The sequence below is a fragment of the Streptacidiphilus sp. PAMC 29251 genome, assembly GCF_054208735.2.
This window is the reverse complement of the sequence record NZ_CM135725.2, coordinates 3,489,682-3,510,796: the sequence shown is the minus strand read 5'-3', so window position 1 is coordinate 3,510,796 and position 21,115 is coordinate 3,489,682. Positions and strand designations below refer to the sequence as shown.

18 protein-coding genes, 2 tRNA genes and 1 pseudogene are annotated in these 21,115 nt (G+C 72.3%); 19 read left to right on the top strand and 2 right to left on the bottom strand.

The features are described from left to right. Nucleotides 1-36: 36 nt before the first annotated feature. From ACXKR8_RS16460 to ACXKR8_RS16415, 10 genes and pseudogenes are all read left to right on the top strand, one after another. Nucleotides 37-3,839 (top strand): annotated as a pseudogene (locus tag ACXKR8_RS16460) (Rne/Rng family ribonuclease). Nucleotides 3,840-4,137: 298 nt separating this feature from the next. Then, nucleotides 4,138-4,452 carry a 50S ribosomal protein L21 gene (gene rplU, locus ACXKR8_RS16455; protein ID WP_380506924.1) on the top strand — a complete coding sequence of 105 codons (315 nt, stop codon included), beginning with the start codon at nt 4,138-4,140 and terminating at the stop codon, nt 4,450-4,452. 12 nt (nt 4,453-4,464) lie between these two features. Beyond that, a complete protein-coding gene (gene rpmA, locus ACXKR8_RS16450) occupies nt 4,465-4,719 on the top strand; it encodes a 50S ribosomal protein L27 (RefSeq protein ID WP_458273658.1) in 255 nt (84 codons plus the stop codon). Between the two features lie 105 nt (nt 4,720-4,824). Then, the gene (gene obgE / locus ACXKR8_RS16445; RefSeq protein ID WP_458273657.1) at nt 4,825-6,324 is read left to right on the top strand and encodes a GTPase ObgE; all 1,500 of its coding nucleotides are present in this window, start codon (nt 4,825-4,827) and stop codon (nt 6,322-6,324) included. Between the two features lie 2 nt (nt 6,325-6,326). Further along, nucleotides 6,327-7,355, top strand: a complete 1,029-nt coding sequence (locus ACXKR8_RS16440; protein ID WP_458273656.1) for an adenosine deaminase — start codon at nt 6,327-6,329, stop codon at nt 7,353-7,355. A 105-nt stretch (nt 7,356-7,460) separates the two neighbouring features. Then, nucleotides 7,461-8,579 (top strand): glutamate 5-kinase, encoded by a 1,119-nt coding sequence (gene proB, locus ACXKR8_RS16435; protein ID WP_458274998.1) that lies wholly within the window; start codon nt 7,461-7,463, stop codon nt 8,577-8,579. A gap of 145 nt (nt 8,580-8,724) precedes the next feature. Beyond that, nucleotides 8,725-9,228: a hypothetical protein gene (locus ACXKR8_RS16430; protein WP_458273655.1), complete on the top strand. Its 504-nt coding sequence runs from the start codon at nt 8,725-8,727 to the stop codon at nt 9,226-9,228. 87 nt (nt 9,229-9,315) lie between these two features. After that, complete coding sequence (locus ACXKR8_RS16425; protein WP_458273654.1) at nt 9,316-10,647, top strand: glutamate-5-semialdehyde dehydrogenase; 1,332 nt, start codon at nt 9,316-9,318, stop codon at nt 10,645-10,647. 169 nt (nt 10,648-10,816) lie between these two features. Then, complete coding sequence (locus ACXKR8_RS16420) at nt 10,817-11,254, top strand: SCO2583/SCO2584 N-terminal domain-containing protein (RefSeq protein ID WP_458273653.1); 438 nt, start codon at nt 10,817-10,819, stop codon at nt 11,252-11,254. A gap of 140 nt (nt 11,255-11,394) precedes the next feature. Continuing rightward, nucleotides 11,395-12,750: an SCO2583 family membrane protein gene (locus ACXKR8_RS16415; RefSeq protein ID WP_458273652.1), complete on the top strand. Its 1,356-nt coding sequence runs from the start codon at nt 11,395-11,397 to the stop codon at nt 12,748-12,750. Nucleotides 12,751-12,825: 75 nt separating this feature from the next. On the opposite strand, the gene ACXKR8_RS16410 is transcribed toward ACXKR8_RS16415, so the two are convergent. Next, nucleotides 12,826-13,896, bottom strand: a complete 1,071-nt coding sequence (locus ACXKR8_RS16410) for a M48 family metallopeptidase (protein WP_458273651.1) — start codon at nt 13,894-13,896, stop codon at nt 12,826-12,828. Between the two features lie 248 nt (nt 13,897-14,144). Here ACXKR8_RS16410 and ACXKR8_RS16405 point away from each other — a divergent pair, with 248 nt between their 5' ends. The 8 genes from ACXKR8_RS16405 to ACXKR8_RS16370 all read left to right on the top strand — a co-directional run bounded on the left by ACXKR8_RS16405 (nt 14,145) and on the right by ACXKR8_RS16370 (nt 18,568). Next, nucleotides 14,145-14,288, top strand: coding sequence for a hypothetical protein (locus tag ACXKR8_RS16405; RefSeq protein WP_458273650.1), 144 nt, complete (start codon nt 14,145-14,147; stop codon nt 14,286-14,288). Between the two features lie 127 nt (nt 14,289-14,415). Further along, on the top strand, nt 14,416-14,568 hold the full coding sequence (locus ACXKR8_RS16400) for a hypothetical protein (RefSeq protein WP_458273649.1): 153 nt from the start codon (nt 14,416-14,418) through the stop codon (nt 14,566-14,568). 114 nt (nt 14,569-14,682) lie between these two features. Continuing rightward, on the top strand, nt 14,683-15,351 hold the full coding sequence (gene nadD / locus ACXKR8_RS16395; RefSeq protein ID WP_458273648.1) for a nicotinate-nucleotide adenylyltransferase: 669 nt from the start codon (nt 14,683-14,685) through the stop codon (nt 15,349-15,351). Next, complete coding sequence (locus ACXKR8_RS16390; RefSeq protein WP_458273647.1) at nt 15,348-16,988, top strand: LCP family protein; 1,641 nt, start codon at nt 15,348-15,350, stop codon at nt 16,986-16,988. Before nadD ends, ACXKR8_RS16390 begins: the two co-directional genes overlap by 4 nt. A 190-nt stretch (nt 16,989-17,178) precedes the next feature. Further along, entirely contained in the window at nt 17,179-17,649 is a 471-nt protein-coding gene (gene rsfS / locus ACXKR8_RS16385; RefSeq protein WP_458273646.1) for a ribosome silencing factor, read from the top strand. Next, nucleotides 17,646-18,293, top strand: a complete 648-nt coding sequence (locus tag ACXKR8_RS16380; RefSeq protein WP_458274997.1) for a histidine phosphatase family protein — start codon at nt 17,646-17,648, stop codon at nt 18,291-18,293. The genes rsfS and ACXKR8_RS16380 overlap by 4 nt, the downstream gene beginning before the upstream one ends. A 103-nt stretch (nt 18,294-18,396) precedes the next feature. After that, nucleotides 18,397-18,469: transfer RNA gene (locus ACXKR8_RS16375), tRNA-Ala, on the top strand. Nucleotides 18,470-18,495: 26 nt separating this feature from the next. Continuing rightward, nucleotides 18,496-18,568, top strand: a tRNA-Ala gene (locus ACXKR8_RS16370). Here the strand turns inward: ACXKR8_RS16370 and ACXKR8_RS16365 are convergent. Further along, nucleotides 18,550-19,458, bottom strand: a complete 909-nt coding sequence (locus tag ACXKR8_RS16365) for a helix-turn-helix transcriptional regulator (RefSeq protein WP_458273645.1) — start codon at nt 19,456-19,458, stop codon at nt 18,550-18,552. The two genes, ACXKR8_RS16370 and ACXKR8_RS16365, sit on opposite strands and share 19 nt — an antisense overlap. Nucleotides 19,459-19,559: 101 nt before the next feature. Between ACXKR8_RS16365 and ACXKR8_RS16360 the strand changes: the two genes are divergently transcribed. Continuing rightward, a complete protein-coding gene (locus tag ACXKR8_RS16360; protein WP_458273644.1) occupies nt 19,560-21,083 on the top strand; it encodes an MFS transporter in 1,524 nt (507 codons plus the stop codon). Nucleotides 21,084-21,115 lie beyond the last annotated feature (32 nt).

Genomic DNA, 21,115 nt, shown 5'->3' with positions numbered 1-21,115 from the left:
GCGGTGCCCGGGGGCATGAACGGGAGAACCGCCCGGATGCTCGATATCAATGACCAGAACGAACAGAACGACCCGCAGGGCGACGGCGCCGCCGCGGAGGGATCGGCCCCCAAGGCCGCCCCGCGTCGCCGCCGCGCCGCCAGCCGCCCGGCCGGCCCCCCGCAGGGCGAGGCCGAGGCCTCGACCGGCGCGGAAGCCGCCGCAGCCCCGCAGGCAGCGGCAGAGCCGGCCGCCGAGCCGGTGAAGCGGGTGCGCCGCACCCGCAAGAAGGCCGACGCCGAGCCGGCCGCCGAGGCCGCTGTGGCCGAGACCACTGCGGCCGAGACGCCGACAGCTGAGGCCCCGGTGGCTGAGGCGCCGGTCGCCGAGACCCCCGCCGAGCCGGTGAAGCGGGTGCGTCGCACCCGCAAGAAGGCCGAGCCGGTGCAGACCGAGATCGACGTGCCGGAGCAGCCCGCTGCGGTGGTCGAGGCCCCGGTGGTCGAGGAGCCGCTCGTCGTGGTGGTGCTGGAGGAGGAGCCCGAGGCGGAGACCCCGGTCGCCCCCGAGCCCGCCCCCGCTGTGGAGCCCGCCCCGGTCGTGGAGACCACCCGTTCGCGCCGCCGGGCCGTGCGCCCGTCCACCGCTGTGTTCCAGGCGCCGGTGTTCCAGGAGCAGCCCGAGATCGTGGTCGCGACCCGCCCGGCCGTACCGGTCGCCGCGTTCACCCCGCCGGCCGCGTTCGCCGAGCCCGGCGCCGTGGCCCCGGTGGCCCCGGCCGCCACGCAGCAGGCCGCGCAGAGCTCGCAGGCCGAGCCCGAGGACGGTCGCCGTCGCAACCGCCGCCGGGCCACCGCGCCGGTCGCGGCCCCCGCGGCCGAGGCCGCCCCGGTGGTCGAGGCTCCGGCCGAGACCGCCACCGAGAGCGCCCCGGCCCGCCGGACCCGCAGCCGCTCCAACGCGCCCGCCGCGCCGACCGCGCCCGCCGTGTTCCAGCTCTCCACCGGCCGCGCCCCGCTCGGCGCTCCCGAGCCGGTCCGCGCCCCGGCACCGGCCCGTACCCCGGCCCCCGAGCCGGTGCGCAGCGCGCCGGTCGAGGAGGTCCCGGACGAGGACGACGCGCCCACGGGCCGCCGCCGCAACCGCCGCCGCGCGGTTTCGCAGGCCCCGACCTTCGCCGCCCCGGTGGTGGCCGAGCCCGAGGAACTGGACGAGGACGAGGACGCCGAGGACGCGACCGACGCCGAGGACGGCCAGGACGCCCAGGGTTCGCAGGACTCCTACAACGACGACGAGGGCCGCCCCTCGCGCCGCCGCCGTCGCGGTGGCCGGCGCCGCCGCCGCGGGAGGGCGACGACTTCGACGCCCCCGCCGCCAACCAGCAGCAGGCCGACCGGTCGCCGTCCCAGCCGGACGTCGACGAGGACGACGACGAGGACGACGAGGACCTGGGCGAGGCCCTGTCCGCGTCCAGCCGTCGCCGTCGCCGCCGTCGCCGCCGCAGTGGGGACGGCGCGTCCGAGGTGGAGGCCGCGGCCGTCACCGACGACCCCGAGCGCACCGTGGTGAAGGTCCGCGAGCCGCGTCGGCGCACCCCCGCCGCCAGCACCGCCGAGGTGCCGTTCGACCCGGACGAGGTGCAGTCCATCAAGGGCTCCACCCGCCTGGAGGCCAAGAAGCAGCGCCGCCGCGAGGGCCGCGAGCAGGGCCGCCGCCGGGTGCCGATCATCACCGAGGCCGAGTTCCTGGCCCGCCGCGAGGCGGTCGAGCGGGTGATGGTGGTGCGCCAGCACGGCGAGCGCACCCAGATCGGCGTGCTCGAGGACAACGTCCTGGTCGAGCACTACGTCAACAAGGAGCAGGCCACCTCCTACGTCGGCAACGTCTACCTGGGCAAGGTCCAGAACGTGCTGCCGTCGATGGAGGCCGCCTTCATCGACATCGGCAAGGGCCGCAACGCGGTGCTCTACGCCGGCGAGGTCAACTTCGCCTCGTTCGGCTCCAAGGGCGGCGCGCGCCGGATCGAGTCGGTGCTGAAGTCCGGGCAGTCCGTGCTGGTCCAGGTCTCCAAGGACCCGATCGGCCACAAGGGCGCCCGGCTGACCAGCCAGATCTCGCTGCCGGGCCGCTACCTGGTGTACGTGCCCGAGGGCTCGATGACCGGGATCAGCCGCAAGCTGCCGGACACCGAGCGGGCCCGGCTGAAGAACATCCTCAAGAAGATCGTCCCGGACGACGCCGGCGTGATCGTGCGCACCGCCGCCGAGGGCGCCTCCGAGGAGGAGCTGACCCGCGACGTCCAGCGGCTGCAGCAGCAGTGGGAGGACATCCAGAAGAAGGTCAGCAGCGGCAACGCGCCGACCCTCCTCTACGGGGAGCCGGACATGACCGTCCGGGTCGTCCGCGACATCTTCAACGAGGACTTCACCAAGGTCATCGTCTCCGGCGACACCGCCTGGGAGACCATCCGCGAGTACGTGGACGGGGTCGCCCCCGACCTGGTGCCCCGGCTCACCCGGTGGACCTCCGAGGTGGACGTCTTCGCGACGTACCGGATCGACGAGCAGCTGATGAAGGCGCTGGACCGCAAGGTCTGGCTGCCCAGCGGCGGCTCGCTGGTGATCGACAAGACCGAGGCCATGATCGTGGTCGACGTCAACACCGGGAAGTTCACCGGCCAGGGCGGCAACCTGGAGGAGACGGTCACCCGCAACAACATCGAGGCGGCCGAGGAGATCGTGCGCCAGCTGCGGCTGCGCGACCTCGGCGGCATCATCGTGATCGACTTCATCGACATGGTGCTGGAGTCCAACCGGGACCTGGTGCTGCGCCGGCTGCTGGAGTGCCTGGGCCGGGACCGGACCAAGCACCAGGTGGCCGAGGTCACCTCGCTCGGCCTGGTGCAGATGACCCGCAAGCGGGTCGGCCAGGGCCTGCTGGAGTCCTTCTCCGAGACCTGCGTGCACTGCAACGGCCGGGGCGTCATCGTCCACATGGAGCAGGCCCCGCCGGTGCCCAAGGGCTTCTCCGGGCCGATGGGCGAGGAGTCCTACGGCGCGGCCGACACCGAGGCGTCCGAGAACGGCAGCGGTGGCGGCAGCAAGCGCCGGCGCCGCGGCCGCGGCGGCGACAGCCAGCCGGAGGCCCTCGGACACGAGCACGAGCACGAGGAGAGCCTGGAAGACCTCGCGCAGCACGTGGTCTCGCACGGCCTGACCGCGGAGGAGGTCGAGGACCTCGAGATCGTCGAGTCCGAGCCGGCCGTCGCCGCCGCGCTGGTCGAGACCCCGGCGCAGACCGTGGTGGAGGTCGTCGCCACTCCGGTCGCGGCTCCGGTCGCCGAGCCCGTGGCGCCGGCCCCGCTGGACGCCGCGGTGCAGGCCGAGGCCGAGGAACTGGCCGAGGCCATGATCGAGTCCTCGGCCCGCCCGGCGCGCACCCGCCGCCGCGCGGTCCGCAAGGCCACCTCGCCGGCGGGTCCGCCCGCGGCGCAGGAGGCGGCCGTGCTGGTCGTCCCGGCCCCGGTGGTCGAGGCTGTGACGGCCGAACTGCCCGTGGTCGAGGCCCAGGTGGTCGAGGCCCCGGTCGTGGTCGCCGAGCCCGTGGTCGCCGAGGCCCCGGTCGAGGAGCCCGCCGCCGAGGCGCCCGCTCCGCGCAAGCGCGCCCCGCGCAAGGCCGCCGCCAAGAAGGCCCCGGCCGAGAAGCCGGAGCCCGCGACGAACGAGGCTGAGGCTGAGGCTGAGGCCCCCGCTCCCGTCGCCAAGAAGGCCGCGGCGAAGAAGACCGCGACCAAGAAGGCGGCGGTCAAGAAGACCGCCACCAAGCGGGTCGCCAAGAAGGCCGCTCCCGCCGCGGAGTAGCACGTACGTCCGGCAGCCCGCCCCGCACCCCGGGGCGGGCTGCCGCATTCCAGGGCCGCATACCAGGCCATGTGCCCTGCTCACCCCGTCCCACCTGGGCTGGTTTGACCCGCAGGCCGTGGTTCCGTAGCCTTGACCCTCGGCGTGCTTTGCATTTCAGCACCGTCACGCCCCGCTCCTGAGCACACACCCTCCCGGTTCGAGGCGTCAGCCTCACCCCACCGGGGGAGGCCCCGCGCCGTTTCGCTGCGAGGTGGCTGGCGTCAGGAGTTCCGTCCGAGTGGAGAGTGGGTTCGCGGTGTACGCGATCGTGCGTAGCGGCGGTCGGCAGCACAAGGTTGCTGTCGGCGATGTTTTCGAGTCCGACAAGGTCGACGCCAAGGTCGGCGAGACCGTGGAGCTGTCGACGATCCTCATCGTCGATGGTGAGGCTGTCACCAGCGACCCCTGGGTCCTGGCCGGTGTGAAGGTTCGCGCCGAGGTGGTCGACCACCACAAGGGCGAGAAGATCAACATCATGAAGTACAAGAACAAGACCGGTTACCGCAAGCGCATGGGCCACCGTCAGCGCCACACCGCGCTTCGTGTGACCAGCATCGACTCGGCGAAGTAAGGGGCTCGGGAGATGGCACACAAGAAGGGCGCAAGCTCTACCCGTAACGGTCGTGACTCGAACGCTCAGCGCCTCGGCGTGAAGCGCTTCGGCGGCCAGAAGGTCAACGCCGGCGAGATCCTCGTCCGCCAGCGCGGCACCCACTTCCACCCGGGTTCCGGCGTCGGCCGTGGCGGCGACGACACCCTGTTCGCACTGCTGGCCGGTGCGGTTGAGTTCGGTACTCACCGCGGCCGCCGCGTCGTGAACATCGTGCCGGTTGCCTGATCCAGGCAAACCGTAACTCTGAGGGTGGATCGGAACATTCCGGTCCACCCTCGGCGTTTGTTTGATTGATCTAGATTCCCAGTTGCTCAGAGAGGCACCGTCACTATGACCACCTTCGTGGACCGCGTCGAGCTGCACGTCAGCGCGGGTAACGGGGGCCATGGCTGCGCCTCCGTGCACCGGGAGAAGTTCAAGCCGCTGGGCGGCCCCGACGGCGGCTCGGGCGGCCGCGGCGGCGATGTCACCCTGGTCGTCGACCCGCAGGTCACCACCCTGATCGACTACCACCACTCGCCGCACCGCAGCGCCACCAACGGCAAGCCGGGCGCGGGCGACAACCGCACCGGCGGCGACGGCAACGACCTGGTCCTGGTCGTGCCGGACGGCACCGTGGTGATGGACAAGAACGGCAAGCTGCTGGCCGACCTGGTCGGCAACGGCACCAGCTTCGTCGTCGCCGCGGGCGGCCGCGGCGGGCTCGGCAACGCCGCGCTGGCGTCCTCCCGCCGCAAGGCCCCCGGCTTCGCGCTGCTGGGCGAGCCCGGCGACAACCTGGACATCGTCCTGGAGCTCAAGTCGGTCGCCGACGTCGCGCTGGTGGGCTACCCCAGCGCCGGCAAGTCCTCGCTGATCTCGGTGCTCTCGGCGGCCAAGCCGAAGATCGCGGACTACCCCTTCACCACCCTGGTCCCCAACCTCGGCGTGGTCACCGCGGGCGACCACGTCTACACCATCGCCGACGTCCCCGGGCTGATCCCCGGGGCCAGCCAGGGCAAGGGCCTCGGCCTGGAGTTCCTGCGCCACGTCGAGCGCTGCGAGGTGCTGGTGCACGTGCTGGACTGCGCCACCCTGGAGACCGACCGCGACCCGCTGGCCGACCTCGACATGATCGAGGCCGAGCTGGCCCAGTACGGCGGTCTTGAGGACCGGCCCCGGCTGGTCGCGCTGAACAAGGTCGACGTGCCGGACGGGCAGGATCTGGCCGACATCACCCGCGCCTCGCTGGAGGAGCGCGGCTACGAGGTGTTCGAGGTCTCCGCGGTGTCCCGCAAGGGCCTGCGCGAGTTCAGCTTCGCCCTGGCCCGGATCGTCGACGGCGCCCGTGCCGCCCGCCCGGTCGAGGAGGCCACCCGGGTGGTGCTGCGCCCGGTCGCCGTGGACGACGCCGGCTTCACCGTCACCTTCGACAGCGCCGAGAACCTCTACCGCATCGTCGGCAGCAAGCCGGAGCGCTGGATCAAGCAGACCGACTTCTCCAACGACGAGGCGGTCGGCTACCTCGCCGACCGGCTGGCCCGGCTGGGCGCCGAGGTGGCGCTCGCCAAGGCCGGCGCCAAGGAGGGCGACACCGTCGTCATCGGCGAGTCCGACAACGCCGTGGTCTTCGACTGGGAGCCGAGCATGGCCGCCGGCGCCGAGATGCTCGGCCGCCGCGGCGAGGACCACCGGCTTGAGTCGCCGCGCGACGCGGTCACCCGCAAGCGCGAGCGCGAGGCCATCCGCGACGACGCCGCCTCCGAGTTCGCCCGCTTCGACCCGATGCCGCGCCGCGAGGTCGAGCCCGCCCCCGAGGAGTTCGCGATCGAAGACGGCGAGGACGACTGAGCATGGCCCCGCACGACCCGCGGTCCGCGTCGGCTCCGCTGCCACCCCTTCCCAAGGCGGAACTGCACCTGCACATCGAGGGCACGCTCGAACCCGAGCTGGCCTTCGTGCTGGCCGAGCGCAACGGCATCGACCTGCCGTACGCGACGCCGGAGGAGCTGCGCAGCGCGTACGCCTTCAGCGATCTGCAGTCCTTCCTCGACCTGTACTACCGGCTCACGGCGGTGCTGCTGACCGAGCAGGACTTCACCGACCTGGCCGAGGCGTACCTGGTCCGGGCCGCCGCGCAAGGGGTGCGCCATGCGGAGATCTTCTTCGACCCGCAGGCGCACACCGGGCGCGGGGTGGACCTCGGCACGGTCATCCGCGGCCTGGCCAAGGCCCTGGACGGCAGCGAGCAGCGGCACGGCGTCTCCACCGGGCTGATCCTCAGCTTCCTGCGCGACCTCCCGGCCGAGGACGCGCTGAAGACCCTGGCCGACGCCGGTCCCTACCTGGGGCTGATCTCGGCAGTCGGCTTGGACTCGGCCGAGGTCGGCCACCCGCCGGCCAAGTTCACCGAGGTCTACGCCGAGGCGGCGCGGCTCGGGCTGCGGCTGGTCGCCCACGCCGGCGAGGAGGGCCCGCCCGCGTACATCAGCGAGGCGCTGGACCTGCTGCACGTGGAGCGGATCGACCACGGCATCCGCTGCCTGGAGGACGAGGCGCTGGTGGCGCGGCTGGTGGCCGAGCAGATCCCGCTGACCGTCTGCCCGTTCTCCAACGTCCGGCTGCGCTGCGTGGACCGGCTGGAGGAACACCCGCTGCCGGCCATGCTGGCGGCCGGGCTGCTGGTCACCGTCAACTCCGACGACCCGTCCTACTTCGGCGGCTACGTCGAGGACAACTACCAGGGCCTGCAGCGGGCCCTGGGTCTGACGGACGGTCAACTCCGGCTGCTGGCCCGCAACTCCTTCCTGGCGTCATTCGTCGACGAGGACCGCAGGGCCGAGCTGCTGGCCGAGCTGGACGCGCACCCGTCCAGCGGCTGATATCCAGGTGAGGCCGGTCCTCCGGTTCGCGTAGATTGCGACCCGGTGGACCGGCCACCACTCGAGTTCGGGAGCGACGGCGTGACAGGCACCCTGCGGGACGACGTGCGGAACGCGCGGCGGATCGTCGTGAAGGTGGGGTCCTCCTCGCTGACCACCGCCGCCGGCGGCCTGGACGCCGACCGGGTGGACGCCCTGGTGGACGTCCTGGCGAAGAACCACGGCGAGCACACCCAGCTGCTGCTGGTCTCCTCCGGCGCCATCGCGGCCGGTCTGGCGCCGCTGGGGCTCGACCGGCGGCCGCGGGACCTGGCCCGGCAGCAGGCCGCCGCCAGCGTCGGCCAGGGCCTGCTGATGGCCCGCTACACCGCCTCCTTCGCCCGCTACGGGCTGCGGGTCGGCCAGGTGCTGCTCACCGCCGAGGACGCCAGCCGCCGGGTGCACTACCGCAACGCCTTCCGGACGCTGGAGCAGCTGCTGGTGATGGGCGCGGTGCCGGTGGTCAACGAGAACGACACGGTCGCCACCGCGGAGATCAAGTTCGGCGACAACGACCGGCTGGCCGCGATCGTGGCGCACCTGGTCCGGGCCGACCTGTTGGTGCTGCTCTCCGACGTCGACGGCCTGTACGACGGGGATCCGAGCCGGCCCGGCAGCCGCCGGATCGCCGAGGTGCGCGGTCCGGAGGACCTGGCCGGGGTGGAGATCGGCAGCGCCGGCAAGGCGGGCGTCGGCACCGGCGGCATGGTCACCAAGGTGGAGGCGGCCAGGATCGCCACCGGCGCGGGTATCCCGGTGGTGCTCACCGCCGCCCGGCACGCCGCCGACGCGCTGGCCGGACGCGACACCGGCACCCTGTTCCACCGCACCGGGCGCCGCTCCGCCGACCGGCTGCTCTGGCTGGAGCACGCCAGCGCCCCGCGCGGCGCGGTCCGGCTGGACCCCGGCGCGGTCCGGGCCGTGGTCGAACGCCGCACGTCGCTGCTGGCCGCCGGGGTGACCGGAGTTGAGGGTGATTTCGCTGCGGGCGATCCGGTCGACCTTCTTGACGAAAACGGCAACATCGTCGCCCGAGGGCTGGTCAACTTTGATGTGAGGGAGCTTCCCCGACTGCTTGGACGCTCGACGCCCGAGCTGGCTCGGGAGCTCGGTCCTGCGTACGAGCGCGAGGTGGTGCACCGCGATGACCTGGTCGTCCTGCCCGCGCCGCTGAGCCGGGCCTGACCGGCCGGTAACCGACGGCAGCGAGGGAGGGAACTGGCGCGGTCCTGCCCGCGTCAACAAGGAGGGTGGCACGGGGGTGCGCGGGTACGGAAGGCCTTCGGGCCCTGCCGGACCATGACCGACCGACACCGACAGGAGGCCGCCGGTGGCACGCAGACGCCAGGGGACGAGACCCGCAGGGGCGGTGGACACGGTGCTCACCAGCATCGAAGGGGGCGCATCGCACTCGGCGCGCGCCACCCGCACACCTCAGAACGCCCCCATCGCCGCTACCCCGCCGTCCACGTCCACGGACGAGGACGGCGGCCGCTCCCGGCTCTGGCACGTGGTGCTCAGCGTCGCCGGGCGGGCGACCCCGCTGACCGAGCTCAAACGCGGGCTCGAACAGCTGGCCCATGACCACACCCCCTTCCTGACCGCGCGCTATGCCACCGACCACGGCGAGATCCGCTACTGGGAGCAGGCCGAGGACCTCCAGGACGCGGCGGCGATGGCGCTGCGGCTCTGGGGCGAGCACAAGGCCAGCGCACAGCTGCCGCCCTGGGAGATCGTCGGCCTGGAAGTGGTGGACCGGGCGACCTACCACAAGCGGATCGCCGAGGGGTACGGCGAGTCCCGGGTCTTCCTCGGCGGCGTGCACCCGTACTGAGGCGCCCGGGCCAGGGGCTTTCCGGCGGATTTCTCACTCCCTGGAAGGACCGGGCCCGGCCGCGGCGGGGCGATTAGGCTTGGCCGTATGAGCAGCAGCCCCGAGAGCGACTTCCAACTGACGGCGTTCCCCTCCCCGGACCTCCCGTCCCCGCTGCCGCAGTCGCCGGTGCTGCAGGCCGCCTACCGGGCCAAGGCCGCCGCGACCGGCCTGGCGCCGCTGCCGCGTACCCCCAAGGACGAGGCGCTGCTGGCGATCGCCGACGCCCTGGTGGTGCGGACCCGGGAGATCCTGGAGGCCAACGCCGAGGACGTGGCCCGGGCCCGCGCGGCCGGGACCTCCGAGGCGATCATCGACCGGCTGTCGCTGAACCGGGAGCGGGTCGCCGCCATCGCAGCCGACGTCCGGCACGTGGCCGGGCTGCCCGACCCGGTCGGCGAGGTGGTCCGCGGCTCCACCCTCCCCAACGGCCTGGACCTGCGCCAGGTGCGGGTGCCGCTGGGAGTGGTCGGGATCATCTACGAGGCCCGCCCCAATGTCACGGTCGACGCCGCCGCGCTCTGCCTGAAGTCCGGCAACGCGGTGCTGCTGCGCGGCTCCGCCTCGGCGTACTCCTCCAACCAGAAGCTGGTGGAGGTGCTGCGCGACGCGGTCGGCGGGGCCGGGCTCCCGGCCGACTGCATCCAGCTGGTGCCGGGGGAGTCCCGCGACTCGGTGACCGAGCTGATGCGGGCCCGCGGCATGGTCGACGTGCTGATCCCGCGCGGCGGGGCCGCGCTGATCCGCAATGTGGTCGAGAACTCGACCGTCCCGGTCATCGAGACCGGCACCGGCAACTGCCATGTCTATGTGGACGCCGACACCGACCTGGCGATGGCGGTGGAGATCCTGATCAACTCCAAGGCCTCCCGCCCCAGCGTCTGCAACGCCGCCGAGACCCTGCTGGTGCACCGGGACGTCGCCGACGCCTTCCTGCCGCTGGCGCTGGAGGCGCTGGCCGAGGCCGGGGTGACCGTCCACGGCGACGAGGAGGTGCTGGCCCACGGCGAGAAGTCCAGGGCCACCGTGGTCCCGGCGACGGTGGAGGACTGGGAGACCGAGTACCTCTCCTACGACATCGCCGCCCGGGTGGTGCCCTCGCTGGACGCCGCGGTGGACCACATCCGGCTCTGGTCCACCGGCCACACCGAGGCCATCGTGACCACCTCGCAGGCCGCCGCGCGCCGCTTCACCCAGTTGGTGGACGCGACCACGGTCGCCGTCAACGCCTCCACCCGGTTCACCGACGGCAGCCAGTTCGGCTTCGGCGCGGAGATCGGGATCAGCACCCAGAAGCTGCACGCCCGGGGCCCGATGGGGCTGCCCGAGCTCACCTCCACCAAGTACATCGTCACCGGCGACGGGCACATCAGGGGCTGAGTCGCGGGGGCGCGGCCGGCCGCGCCCCCTGCTCCGGTCACCGGAAGCCACAGACAAGCGGTGATGGCGGCGCTACGCTGATTCGGAGTGGTGCGATCAGGCCGTAGTCCTGCTGAGACCGGGGGGTGCCGTGAATCCCGATGGCTTTGACACGGGTGCCAGTGACGCGGTGCCTGGAGAACCCGACACCAACATGCCGCAAGCCGGCGTGCCCGACATCTTCGCCGGCCTCGTCCTCGACGAGGCCTTCGTCCTGGCCGCGCTGATACACGAGCCCTCCGCCGAGGAGCGGCTGAAGGCGCTGCGCTCCTCCGGCGCCAGGCGGCGCGGCCGCGCGGCGGTGACCGTCCCCAAGCACTACGAGCGCGACCTGGCGGGCCGGCCCGTGGTCGGGATCACCCGGCGGGGCCGCTACCAGGCCGTGCCCGGACGCTGGCAGCGGGTGGTCGCCCGGGTGATGCTGGTGGTGATCGGGATGCTCGCGGTGCTGGTCGCGGCGGCTGCGGTGTACCGGGGCACGAGTTCCAGCGGCCAGCCGGTGCCGGGCTCCAGCAGCGGCGCGGGCCGCAGTTCGAGCGGTAGTTCGGCTGCCGGTGTTCCGCGCTAAGTGAACTTGGTCATAGCCAGGTCCGCTCTTCGGTGGGATATGCCCTTTTTGTCGTGATGCAGTCGGCTCCGGTCAATCCGGATCCAGAAGTTGACCCCTGAGGACCTTTCACACCCGGGGGAGCGACATACCCTTGAGCCATGGGTGGCCGGGCAGAGCCTCCGGAGGGCACGCCCGAGGGCGGTCCCGGGGGCGAGGACGAGTTCCGATCCGTCGTGTTCGACGAGTCGTTCGTGAGAGCTGCCCGGATCCAGGAGCTCTCGGCCCAGGAGCGGACCTCCTCCGGCACCCGCCCGGTCCGCAGGCGCGGGCTGCGCGGCGGGGGCGGGCTCTCCCGCCAGGCGCTGGCGCTGATGCTGCTGGTCTCGATGGCCTTCGCCGCCGCCGTCTACCTGGGCACCAAGCACCCCTATACACCGGTACGCGGCAGCGCGGCCGAGCTCAGCATCTCGCTGCTCCCGCTGCAGGCCGGCCCGGCGGGCGTGCCCACGCTGACGCCCGAGCTGCCCACGGCGAGCGGTTCGGCCTCCGCCGGCGCCTCCGCGTCCGCTTCGGGGTCCTCGTCGGCGTCGTCCTCAGCCTCGCCCACGCCGTCGTCCAATGCCTCGCCCACGGCCTCGGCGCCGGGCTCGCCGTCGGCGTCGCAGCCGGTCGAGATGCTGCCGGACGCGTACCCCTCCGGCAGCAACGGGCTCGGGCTGCCCAATCCGCGGCACACCGACAACTTCAGCAAGACCCAGGTGCTGCAGGCGCTGCAGCTGGTCCAGCACTACCTGGAGGTGTCCTCGCTCAGTCCCAATGTGCTGACCGGCGGTGACACCGACGCGGTGCGCAATCTGCTGGCGTCCGGCCAGTACGCGCAGTTCGACCAGAGCATCTCCAAGCCGACCGACGACCGCAGGCACGCGGCCACCGGCTGGATGGTCCGCTTCGACCCCCGGCAGGTGAAACTGGCGCCGGGGCAGCCGATCCTGGACCAGGGCACCATGAACTTCGCCGAGGTCGGCGCCAACACCCTTGAGCTGACCAGCGACTACACCTTCGTCTACGCGCTGGCCCAGACCCCGGCGGCGATCGCCTCCGCCTCGGCCGCCTCCGCCGCCGCGACGCCGCTCCAGCCCCGGACCACGGCGTTGGCCGCGCCGCATCCGGTGGTGCTGTTCACGGTCCGCCGGGAGATCACCTACCGGTTCACCGCGGCCGACATCGACGACGGCCACCTGGAGCTCTCCGACTCGGTCACCCAGATCGGCGCCACCTCCTGCGACGTGGACCAGAGCCGCTTCCTGCAGCCGGTCTTCGCCCTGCCGTCCAGCACCTCCTCGGCCTTCGCCCAGCCCACCGTGGCGCCGCAGACCGCGACCGCCGTCCCGGACGGCGCGGCGAGCCCGAACGCGACCCCCTCGCGGACCCGCGGCGTCGCCGGGACCGACCCCTTCGACCAGAACCGCCCGGCCTGGTCGGTCTGCGGGTACATGACGGGGCCGACGCCCTGACCCGTGGTGCGTGAGGTCAGGACGTCGGCCGGGGTCGTCGTGCGGTCGTTCGGTGCTGTGCTTTCGGTGCAGAGGTCAGGCCTGCGCGGGCGGGGGCTCCTCCGTGCCGCCGGACGGGCTGCCGCCGCGGTTGCCGGCGAAGACGTCCCTGAGCTTGCCGCCGAGGTCGCCGGCGCCGCCCGCGACATCCCGGATCAGGCCCATCAGCGGGTCCTTGGTGTCCTTGATGGACTGCGCGTAGGAGTCCGCCGCCGACTTGAACTGGTCGCCGACCGAGGCCTCGCCGTCCTGCTCCCGGCGCGGGTAGGCGCCGGCCAGGATCGAGCTGTACTCGTCGCTCTCGGCCCACTTCTTGAGCTTCTGCACCCGTACCGCCACGAACGGGTGGGTCTGCGGCAGCACCTGCAGCAGCTTGATCACGCCGTCCCGCAGGTCGCCGGCCCGGTCGTACTCCTCCGCCTGCTCCAGGAAGGCGTCGGTGTTCATCTCGTGCAGGTGGTGGCCGCCGGCCAGCTTCATCAGGCCGCGCATGGACGCCTGCAGGTCCTGGCCGACCAGCAGCCCGGCCCGGTCGCAGGAGAGCTCGGCCTTGCGGAACCACTCCTTGAGCGCGGTGATGATGCCCAGGATGGCGATGTTGCCCAGCGGGATCCAGGCGATCTTGGAGGCCAGGTTGGTGAGGATCAGCAGCATGGTCCGGTAGACCGCGTGGCCGGACATGGCGTGGCCGACCTCGTGGCCGATCACCGCCCGCATCTCCTCCTCGTCGAGCAAGTCGACCAGGCCGGTGGTCACCATGATGACCGGCGTGTCCATGCCGATGCAGAAGGCGTTGGGCTGCGGGTCCTGGCTGACGTAGAGCGGGGGGACCTTCTCCAGGTCCAGGGTGTAGGCGGCGTCCCGGACCATGTCGTACAGGTGCGAGAACTGCCGCTCCGAGGTGCGCACGGCGGAGGCCAGGAAGAGCAGCCGGACCGAGCGCTCGGAGACCAGGCCGCCGAGCTTCTTGAGGATGTCGTCGAAGCCGCTGAGCTTGCGCAGGGCGACCAGCGCCGAGCGGTCCGCGGGGTGCTCCCAGGCGCGCGTGGAGATGCCAGGGAAGCGCTGGCGGGTGCGGCTCGGCACGTTGTCGTTGGGTTGGGTCATCTGCTGCGTCCTCCCGGTCGACCGCGGACCCCGGCGTACCGCCGGGCCCCCGCCGTCCTGTGTTGAATCCTCTGCACTGTCTTGCTGCCGCACTGTTCTGCTGCCGCGCTCGTCCCCACAGCGAATAGTTTCTGTCCGACACACTACGCGCGGCCCGTGACACTGAACCGGCGATCCCGCCGACAATTCGCCGGACCGCCCGGTCTAACCTGAGTTGTCCGGCCGTTCCCCCGAGGGAGTCACACCCCATGCGCACCACTACCGCCCTGCAGCAGCTCGCCGCCATCTCCAACGGCGCGGGCCCGGGCATGTTCCTCCGGATCATCGTCATCGCCGCCATCGTCGGCGTGGTCCTGCTGGCCTTCATCCTCCTCCGCGGCTACCGCGAATAGCATCCGCTCACGGGCACACACGCAGTCAGACGCGTGGTGCCGCCGAGCGGTTGCCTGAGGGCTGCCCGTACCATGAGCACGGTCAAGCAGGCCCCCGTACGCCTCCGAGTCAGAAGGTCCGCCACCGATGAGCCTCCACGCCGCCGCACCAGCCCTCGCCCTGTTCGCCGAGGGCGACAGCGACCACCACAGTCTGAACCCGATCGTCACCGGTGGTGGCGCGCTGCTGATCCTGCTGGTCCTGCTGTTCCTCACCACCCGCTTCAACAAGGACCGCTAGATCCGCTCCGGATCCCGTCCGGATCCGCTGGTCAGCGCAGCCCGGCCGTCCCGGAGCAGTCCGGCCGGCGGCCGGGACCGAGGTCCGGCGTCGAATCACGTAGGGTGAGCGCCCATGGAGCAGCGTCAGCCCGGTGACGGACCGGCCAAGAAGCGCCTCGGAGTCATGGGCGGCACCTTCGACCCGGTGCACCACGGCCACCTGGTCGCGGCCAGCGAGGTCGCGAGCCAGTTCCAGCTGGACGAAGTGATCTTCGTCCCCACGGGCGAGCCCTGGCAGAAGGACGGCAGACCGGTCTCCCCGGCCGAGGACCGCTATCTGATGACCGTCCTCGCCACCGCCTCCAACCCGCAGTTCTCGGTGAGCCGCATCGACGTCGACCGCAAGGGCCCGACGTACACCACCGACACCCTGCGCGACCTGCGGGCCGAGCACGCGGACGCGGACCTCTTCTTCATCACCGGCGCCGACGCCCTGGGCCAGATCTTCTCCTGGCGGCACGCCGAGCAGTTGTTCGACCTCGCCCACTTCATCGGGGTGACCCGTCCCGGGCACACCCTGACCGACCCCGGGCTGCCGGTCGGCGGGGTGTCCCTGGTCGAGGTGCCCGCGCTGGCGATCTCCTCCACCGACTGCCGGATGCGGGTGTCCCGGGGCGAGCCGGTCTGGTATCTGGTGCCGGACGGCGTGGTGCGGTACATCGACAAGCGAAGGCTCTACCTGGACCAGCCGGGGCAGTCGGACGGCCTTCGCGAGGACGACACAGGGACAGGGGCGGCGTGACCGGGACCGCGGACGGCAGGCAGCCGCAGCAGCAGGAGTACGACGAGTGGGGTCAGCCGATACCGCCCGCCGCCCCCTACCGGGAGGCGCCGCAGCAGTACGGCTACCAGCAGCAGTACGGCTACGACGCCTACGGTCAGCCGGTGGAGCAACAGCAGCCGCAGTACTACGCGGAGCCCGGCTACGACTACCAGCAGCAACCGCAGCAGCCGCAGTACGAGCAGCAGCCCTACCAGGACTCCGGCCAGTACTACGCGATACCGGAACAGCAGGCTCCGCCCGTCTACGAGCAGCCCCCGCCCTACCAGCAGCCTCCCGCCTACGTCCCCCCGCCGCGCACCGAACCCGCCCCCGCGCAGGCGGCCCCGGCTCCCGGCCCGGGTGAGCCCGGCTACGGCACCGAGGAGTTCACCTTCGTCGACGACGCCGAGGAGTCGGCCGACGTCATCGACTGGATGAAGTTCAGCGAGACCCGCGGCGAGCGCCGCGACGAACGCCGCAAGCGGCTGCGCAACCGGCTGCTGGCCGCGGTCGTGGCGCTGGTGCTGATCGCCGGCGGCACCGTCGGCTACCTCTGGGCCAAGGGCAGCCTCTTCGGCTCCACCGGGACGGCCGTCGCCGCGTCCACCAAGCGCACCGTCATCGCGGTGCACCTGCACGACCTCAACAAGAACATCTACACCGCCCTGCTGGTCTCCGACCCGGCCGCGGGCACCGGCGCCACCGTGCTGATCCCCGGCGCCCTGGGGGTGCCGACCGAGGGCGGCGGCGCCCCGATGCCGCTGGGGATCCCCGGCACCCCGGGCTCCGCCGACGGCCAGGGCAACGCCGCCACCAGGGACGGCCTGAACACCCTGCTCGGCGCCAATATCTCGGCGACCTGGGGCCTCTACACGCCGTTCCTGCAGAAGCTGGTGGACATCGTCGCGGTCGGCGGCATCACCGTGGACGCCAACACCACCGTCTCGGTCGGCGGCAAGGTGCTGGTCAGCCCCGGCAAGGCGACCCTGCACGGGGACGCGGCCATCGCCTACGCCACCTACCAGGCCAAGGGCGAGAGCCCGAGCGCCCAGCTGTCCCGCTTCGGCCAGGTGATGGCGGCCCTGGTCGCGGCCATGCCGGAGGACCCGTCCACCGCCGCGAGCGACATCACCCAGATGGGAGCGGTGCCCGACCCCTCGCTGTCCGACAGCACGCTGGGCGCGGTGCTGGCGGCCCTCTCCAAGGACGCCAAGGCCGGGAAGTACAGCACCAGCACGCTCGCGGTGAAGGGCGACGGCACGCTCGGCCCCGGGGCCGGCGACCTGGTCAAGCGGCTGCTCGGCGGACAGGTCAGCGACAGCGGGGACACCGCCACGGTGGCCAGGGTCGCCGTGAAGGACGCCACCGGCAGCGCCAACGGCGCCAACCTGGCCGCCGCGGACGTGGTCAACGGAGGGTTCACCCTGGTCCCCGGCACCGCCAAGGCCGGCTCCAGCCAGGCGGTCAGCACCGTCGACTACACCGATCCGGCCCGGGCCGGGGACGCCAAGCAGGTCGCCCAGGACCTGGGGCTGCCGGCCTCGGCAGTGAGGAAGGTCACCACCGACCAGTCGGTGGACGTGATGGTGGTCCTCGGGAAGGACTTCAAGGGCTGATTCCCGGCTGGCACCCGGCCGCTTCCCGGTACTGGCGCTGGTCGCACGCCGGTACCGGGACAAGGCGGACACCCGGCAGCCCGCTCCGGCCCGCCCCGGCCCGCTCCGGCCCCGAAACAACGCCGGAGCGGGTTGTCGGCCGTCCATGAGATCCTGGAGGGTACCTGTGTCCCCCAACCGAGAGCATCCTGTGACCGCGACAGACCGCGCCGTAGAACTTGTCACCACTGCCGCCCAGGCCGCGGCGGACAAGCTGGCCCACAACATCATCGCCTTCGACGTCAGCGACGTGCTCGCCATCACCGACGCCTTCGTGCTGGCCTCCGCGCCGAACGACCGCCAGGTGAAGGCCATCGCCGACGGCATCGAGGAGGCACTGCGGGAGCAGTGCGACACCAAGCCGGTGCGCCGCGAGGGCGAGCGCGAGGGCCGCTGGATCCTGCTGGACTTCCTCGACATCGTGGTGCACGTCCAGCACTCCGAGGAGCGCTCCTACTACGGTCTCGAGCGGCTCTGGAAGGACTGCCCGGAGATCGACCTCCCCGAGGACGCCAAGGCCAGCCGCAACCGGTCCGGCGAGGACGAGTACATCCGCGAGCCCAACGAGTTCGACCACGTGGAGGCCGTGCTGCAGGCCGAGGCTGATCGGAGCCTGCGCTGAACGGGAGCTCACGCGGTCGGCGGGTCGTCTTCTGGCGGCACGGCCAGACCGCCTGGAACCTGGAGGGCCGCTTCCAGGGCACCACGGACATTCCGCTGACGGAGACCGGCGTGTTCCAGGCCCGCCGTGCCGCGCGGCTGCTCGCCGCGCTCAGGCCGGACGCGGTCGTCGCCTCCGACCTGCAGCGTGCCGCGAACACCGCCGCCGAGCTGGCCGCGGTGACCGGGATCGAGGTCGCCCATGACGCCGGGCTGCGGGAGACCTACGCCGGCTCCTGGCAGGGGCTGACCAACCAGGAGATCCAGGACCAGTACGCCGAGGAGTACCGGGCCTGGAAGCTCGGCGAGCCGGTCCGCAGGGGCGGCGGCGAGCTCGGCACCGAGGTCGCCGACCGGGCGGTCCCGGTGGTCCTGGACGCGGTGAAGAACCTCCCCGACCGGGGGACGCTGGTCGTGGTCAGCCACGGCGGGACGATCAGGATGGCCATCGGCCGGATGCTGGGGCTCGACTCCTTCCACTGGGAGGCGCTGGGCGGCCTCTCCAACTGCTGCTGGTCCGTCCTGGGCGAGGGCGCGCGCGGCTGGCGCCTGCTGGAGCACAACGCGGGGACCCTTCCGGAGCCCGTGATCGGGGACGACACCTGAGGCGCAGCCGGGGTGTGGGGTGACGGGGCCGGATTTCGCAGTTCGGCCCCCCTGCCGCTAAAGTCTTCCTCGTTCGCACCGCACGGATTCGGTGCCGGGCAGCGGGGCTGTAGCTCAGTTGGTAGAGCGCTTGCATGGCATGCAAGAGGTCCGGGGTTCAATTCCCCGTAGCTCCACGCAGGACAATCACATAGGTGTATTCGGGGCTGTAGCTCAGTTGGTAGAGCGCTTGCATGGCATGCAAGAGGTCCGGGGTTCAATTCCCCGTAGCTCCACTTCCCTCGTTCTTGTGTAGGTGGTCGACCACCGGCAGGCCGGGTTCGGCCATCAGCCGGGCGATCCGCTCCCGGCTCTGCTCGTCCATGGGTGTGTAGACCACCATCCTCGCCTCGGGCACACCGGTGACGCCCAGATTGGTCGCCGCCAGCCGTACCTCGCCCACCGCCGCGTGCCGGAACACCTTCTGCCGGCTGGAGTGCGCCGCCACGTCCTGCTGGGCCCACAGCCGGCTGAAGTCCGGACTGGCCGCCAGCAGGTCGCGGATGAACTCCTCCCAGTACGGCTCGCCCACATGCCGCCCGTAGCCGGCCCTGAGCACCGCGACCATCCGGGGCAGCTCCTGGTCCCGGTTGACGAAGGCGTTGCAGCAGGCCGGTGTGGTGGCGGTGGACCACAGGCTGTTGCAGCGGGCCCCCTCGCCCCGCACCAGACCGGGGAACAGCGCCTCGTAGGCGGCGTTCCACCGCAGGATGTCGTAGCGGGAGTTGCTGATCGCGGTCGGCAGCGGGCACAGCGCGTCCAGCACGGACTGCAGCTCCGGGGTGAACGGGCAGTCGTCCAGCGCCGGTTGGGCCGGTTGCAGCCCGGCGAGGCGGAACAGGTGCGCCTTCTCCACGCCGTCCAGCTTGAGGGTGCGCGCGATCGCGGCTAGCACCTGTTCGCTGGCGTTGATCGGCCGCCCCTGTTCGAGCCAGGTGTACCAGGTGACGCCGACCCCGGCGAGCTGCGCCACCTCCTCCCGCCGCAGGCCAGGGGTGCGGCGGCGGAGGCCCGGCGGCATGCCGACGTCCTCCGGGGTGACCCTGGCCCGGCGCGCCTTGAGGAAGGCGGCGAGCTCGGTCCGCCGGGGCGCGGTGGCCGCCGGCCTGGCTTCGGTCAGGCTCATGCAGCCATGGTGCCGCAGAATCCGCGCGGTTGACAGGTACTGCCAGTACCAGCATCAGCAGGCTCTAACTACCTGTACCGGCGCGGTCCCAGGATGGACCCATGACCGCTGCCGAGAGCACCCGCACCGTCCCGACTCCCCTCGCCGACAAGGTAGTTGACCGAAGTTTCGGGCCAAGTGTCGAACTAGGTGTCGAGCCAAGTTCCGCCGGTGCCGCACCCCCGCCGGGGACGGCGCGTCCCGGGCTGCTGCTCGGGCTGATCCTGACCGGCCAGTTCATGGCCGTGCTCGACGTCTTCATCGTCAATGTCGCCGCCCCGGTGATCAGGACCGACCTGCACACCTCGGGCTCGGCGCTGCAGCTGATCATCGCCGGATACACCGTCGCCTACGCCGTGCTGCTGATCACCGGGGCCCGGCTCGGCGAGCGGCACGGCTTCAGCCGGGTGTTCCAGTTCGGCGTGGCCGGGTTCACCCTGGCCTCGCTCGCCTGCGGACTGGCCCCCACCGCCGGGGCGCTGATCGGCTTCCGGGTGCTCCAGGGGGTGGGCGCGGCGCTGATGGTGCCGCAGGTGATGAGCCTGATCCAGCGGACCTTCAGCGGCGCCGCCCGGCTGCGCGCCCTCGGCACGTACACCGCGGTGCTGGCCGGGGCCGGGGTGGTCGGCCAGGTCCTGGGCGGAGTGCTGGTCAGTGCCGACCTGTTCGGCTCGGGCTGGCGCCCGGTTTTCCTGGTGAACGTGCCGATCGGGATCGTGCTGCTGCTGGCCGGGCGCAAGCTGCTTCCGGTCCTGCCGGGGAACCCCGAGCGCGGTCTTGACCTGCTCGGCCTGGTCCTGCTCGCCGCGGCGCTCGGCCTGCTGGTGGTGCCGCTGGTGCTCGGCCACGAGGAGCACTGGCCGGTCTGGGGCTGGCTGATGCTCGGCGCGAGCGTGCTGGTGTCCGCCCTGTTCTGGAGGGTGGAGCAGCGGATCGCCGCGCGCGGCGGCAGCCCGCTGATCCAGGTCCGGGTGCTGCGTGCGCCCGGGCTGGCGCCGGCGGTCTGCGCGCTCTTCCTGACCATGGCCAGTGTCTCCGCCTTCATGTTCGCCATGGCGATGCACACCCAGGCGGGCCTCGGGCTGACCCCGCTGCACGCCGGGCTGGTCTTCCTGCCGCTGTCGGTGGGCTTCGGCCTCTCCGGGATGTACTGGCAGCGGCTGCCCCAGCGGCTGCACCGGACGCTGCCGGCCGTGGCACTGGCCTTCAGCGGCTTCGGCTACCTCGGCATCGGCCTGCTGCTGCGGAGCGGCGGCGGGGTGGGCGTCGGGGTCGAGGCGCTGATGCTGCCGCTGGGCCTGATCGGCGGCTGCGCCTTCGGCCCGCTGATGGGCCGCGCGCTGGCCCGGGTCGCCCCGGGCGACGCGGCGGACGCCAGCGGGGTGGTGATCACCACGATCCAGCTCGGCAGCGTCATCGGCGTCGCCACCCTGGGCACCCTCTTCCTCAGCGGCGTCAGCTACCCGGCCCCGGCCCAGGTCTCCGGCCACGCCCTGCTCATCACCACGCTGGGCACCCTGGCCGCCTTCCTCGCCGCCGCCGCCCTGGCCGCCCGAACCCGCCGCCACGCGGCGGCCCGGGCGTAGCCGCGGCGCTGGTCCGGCGCTGGTCCCGCCCC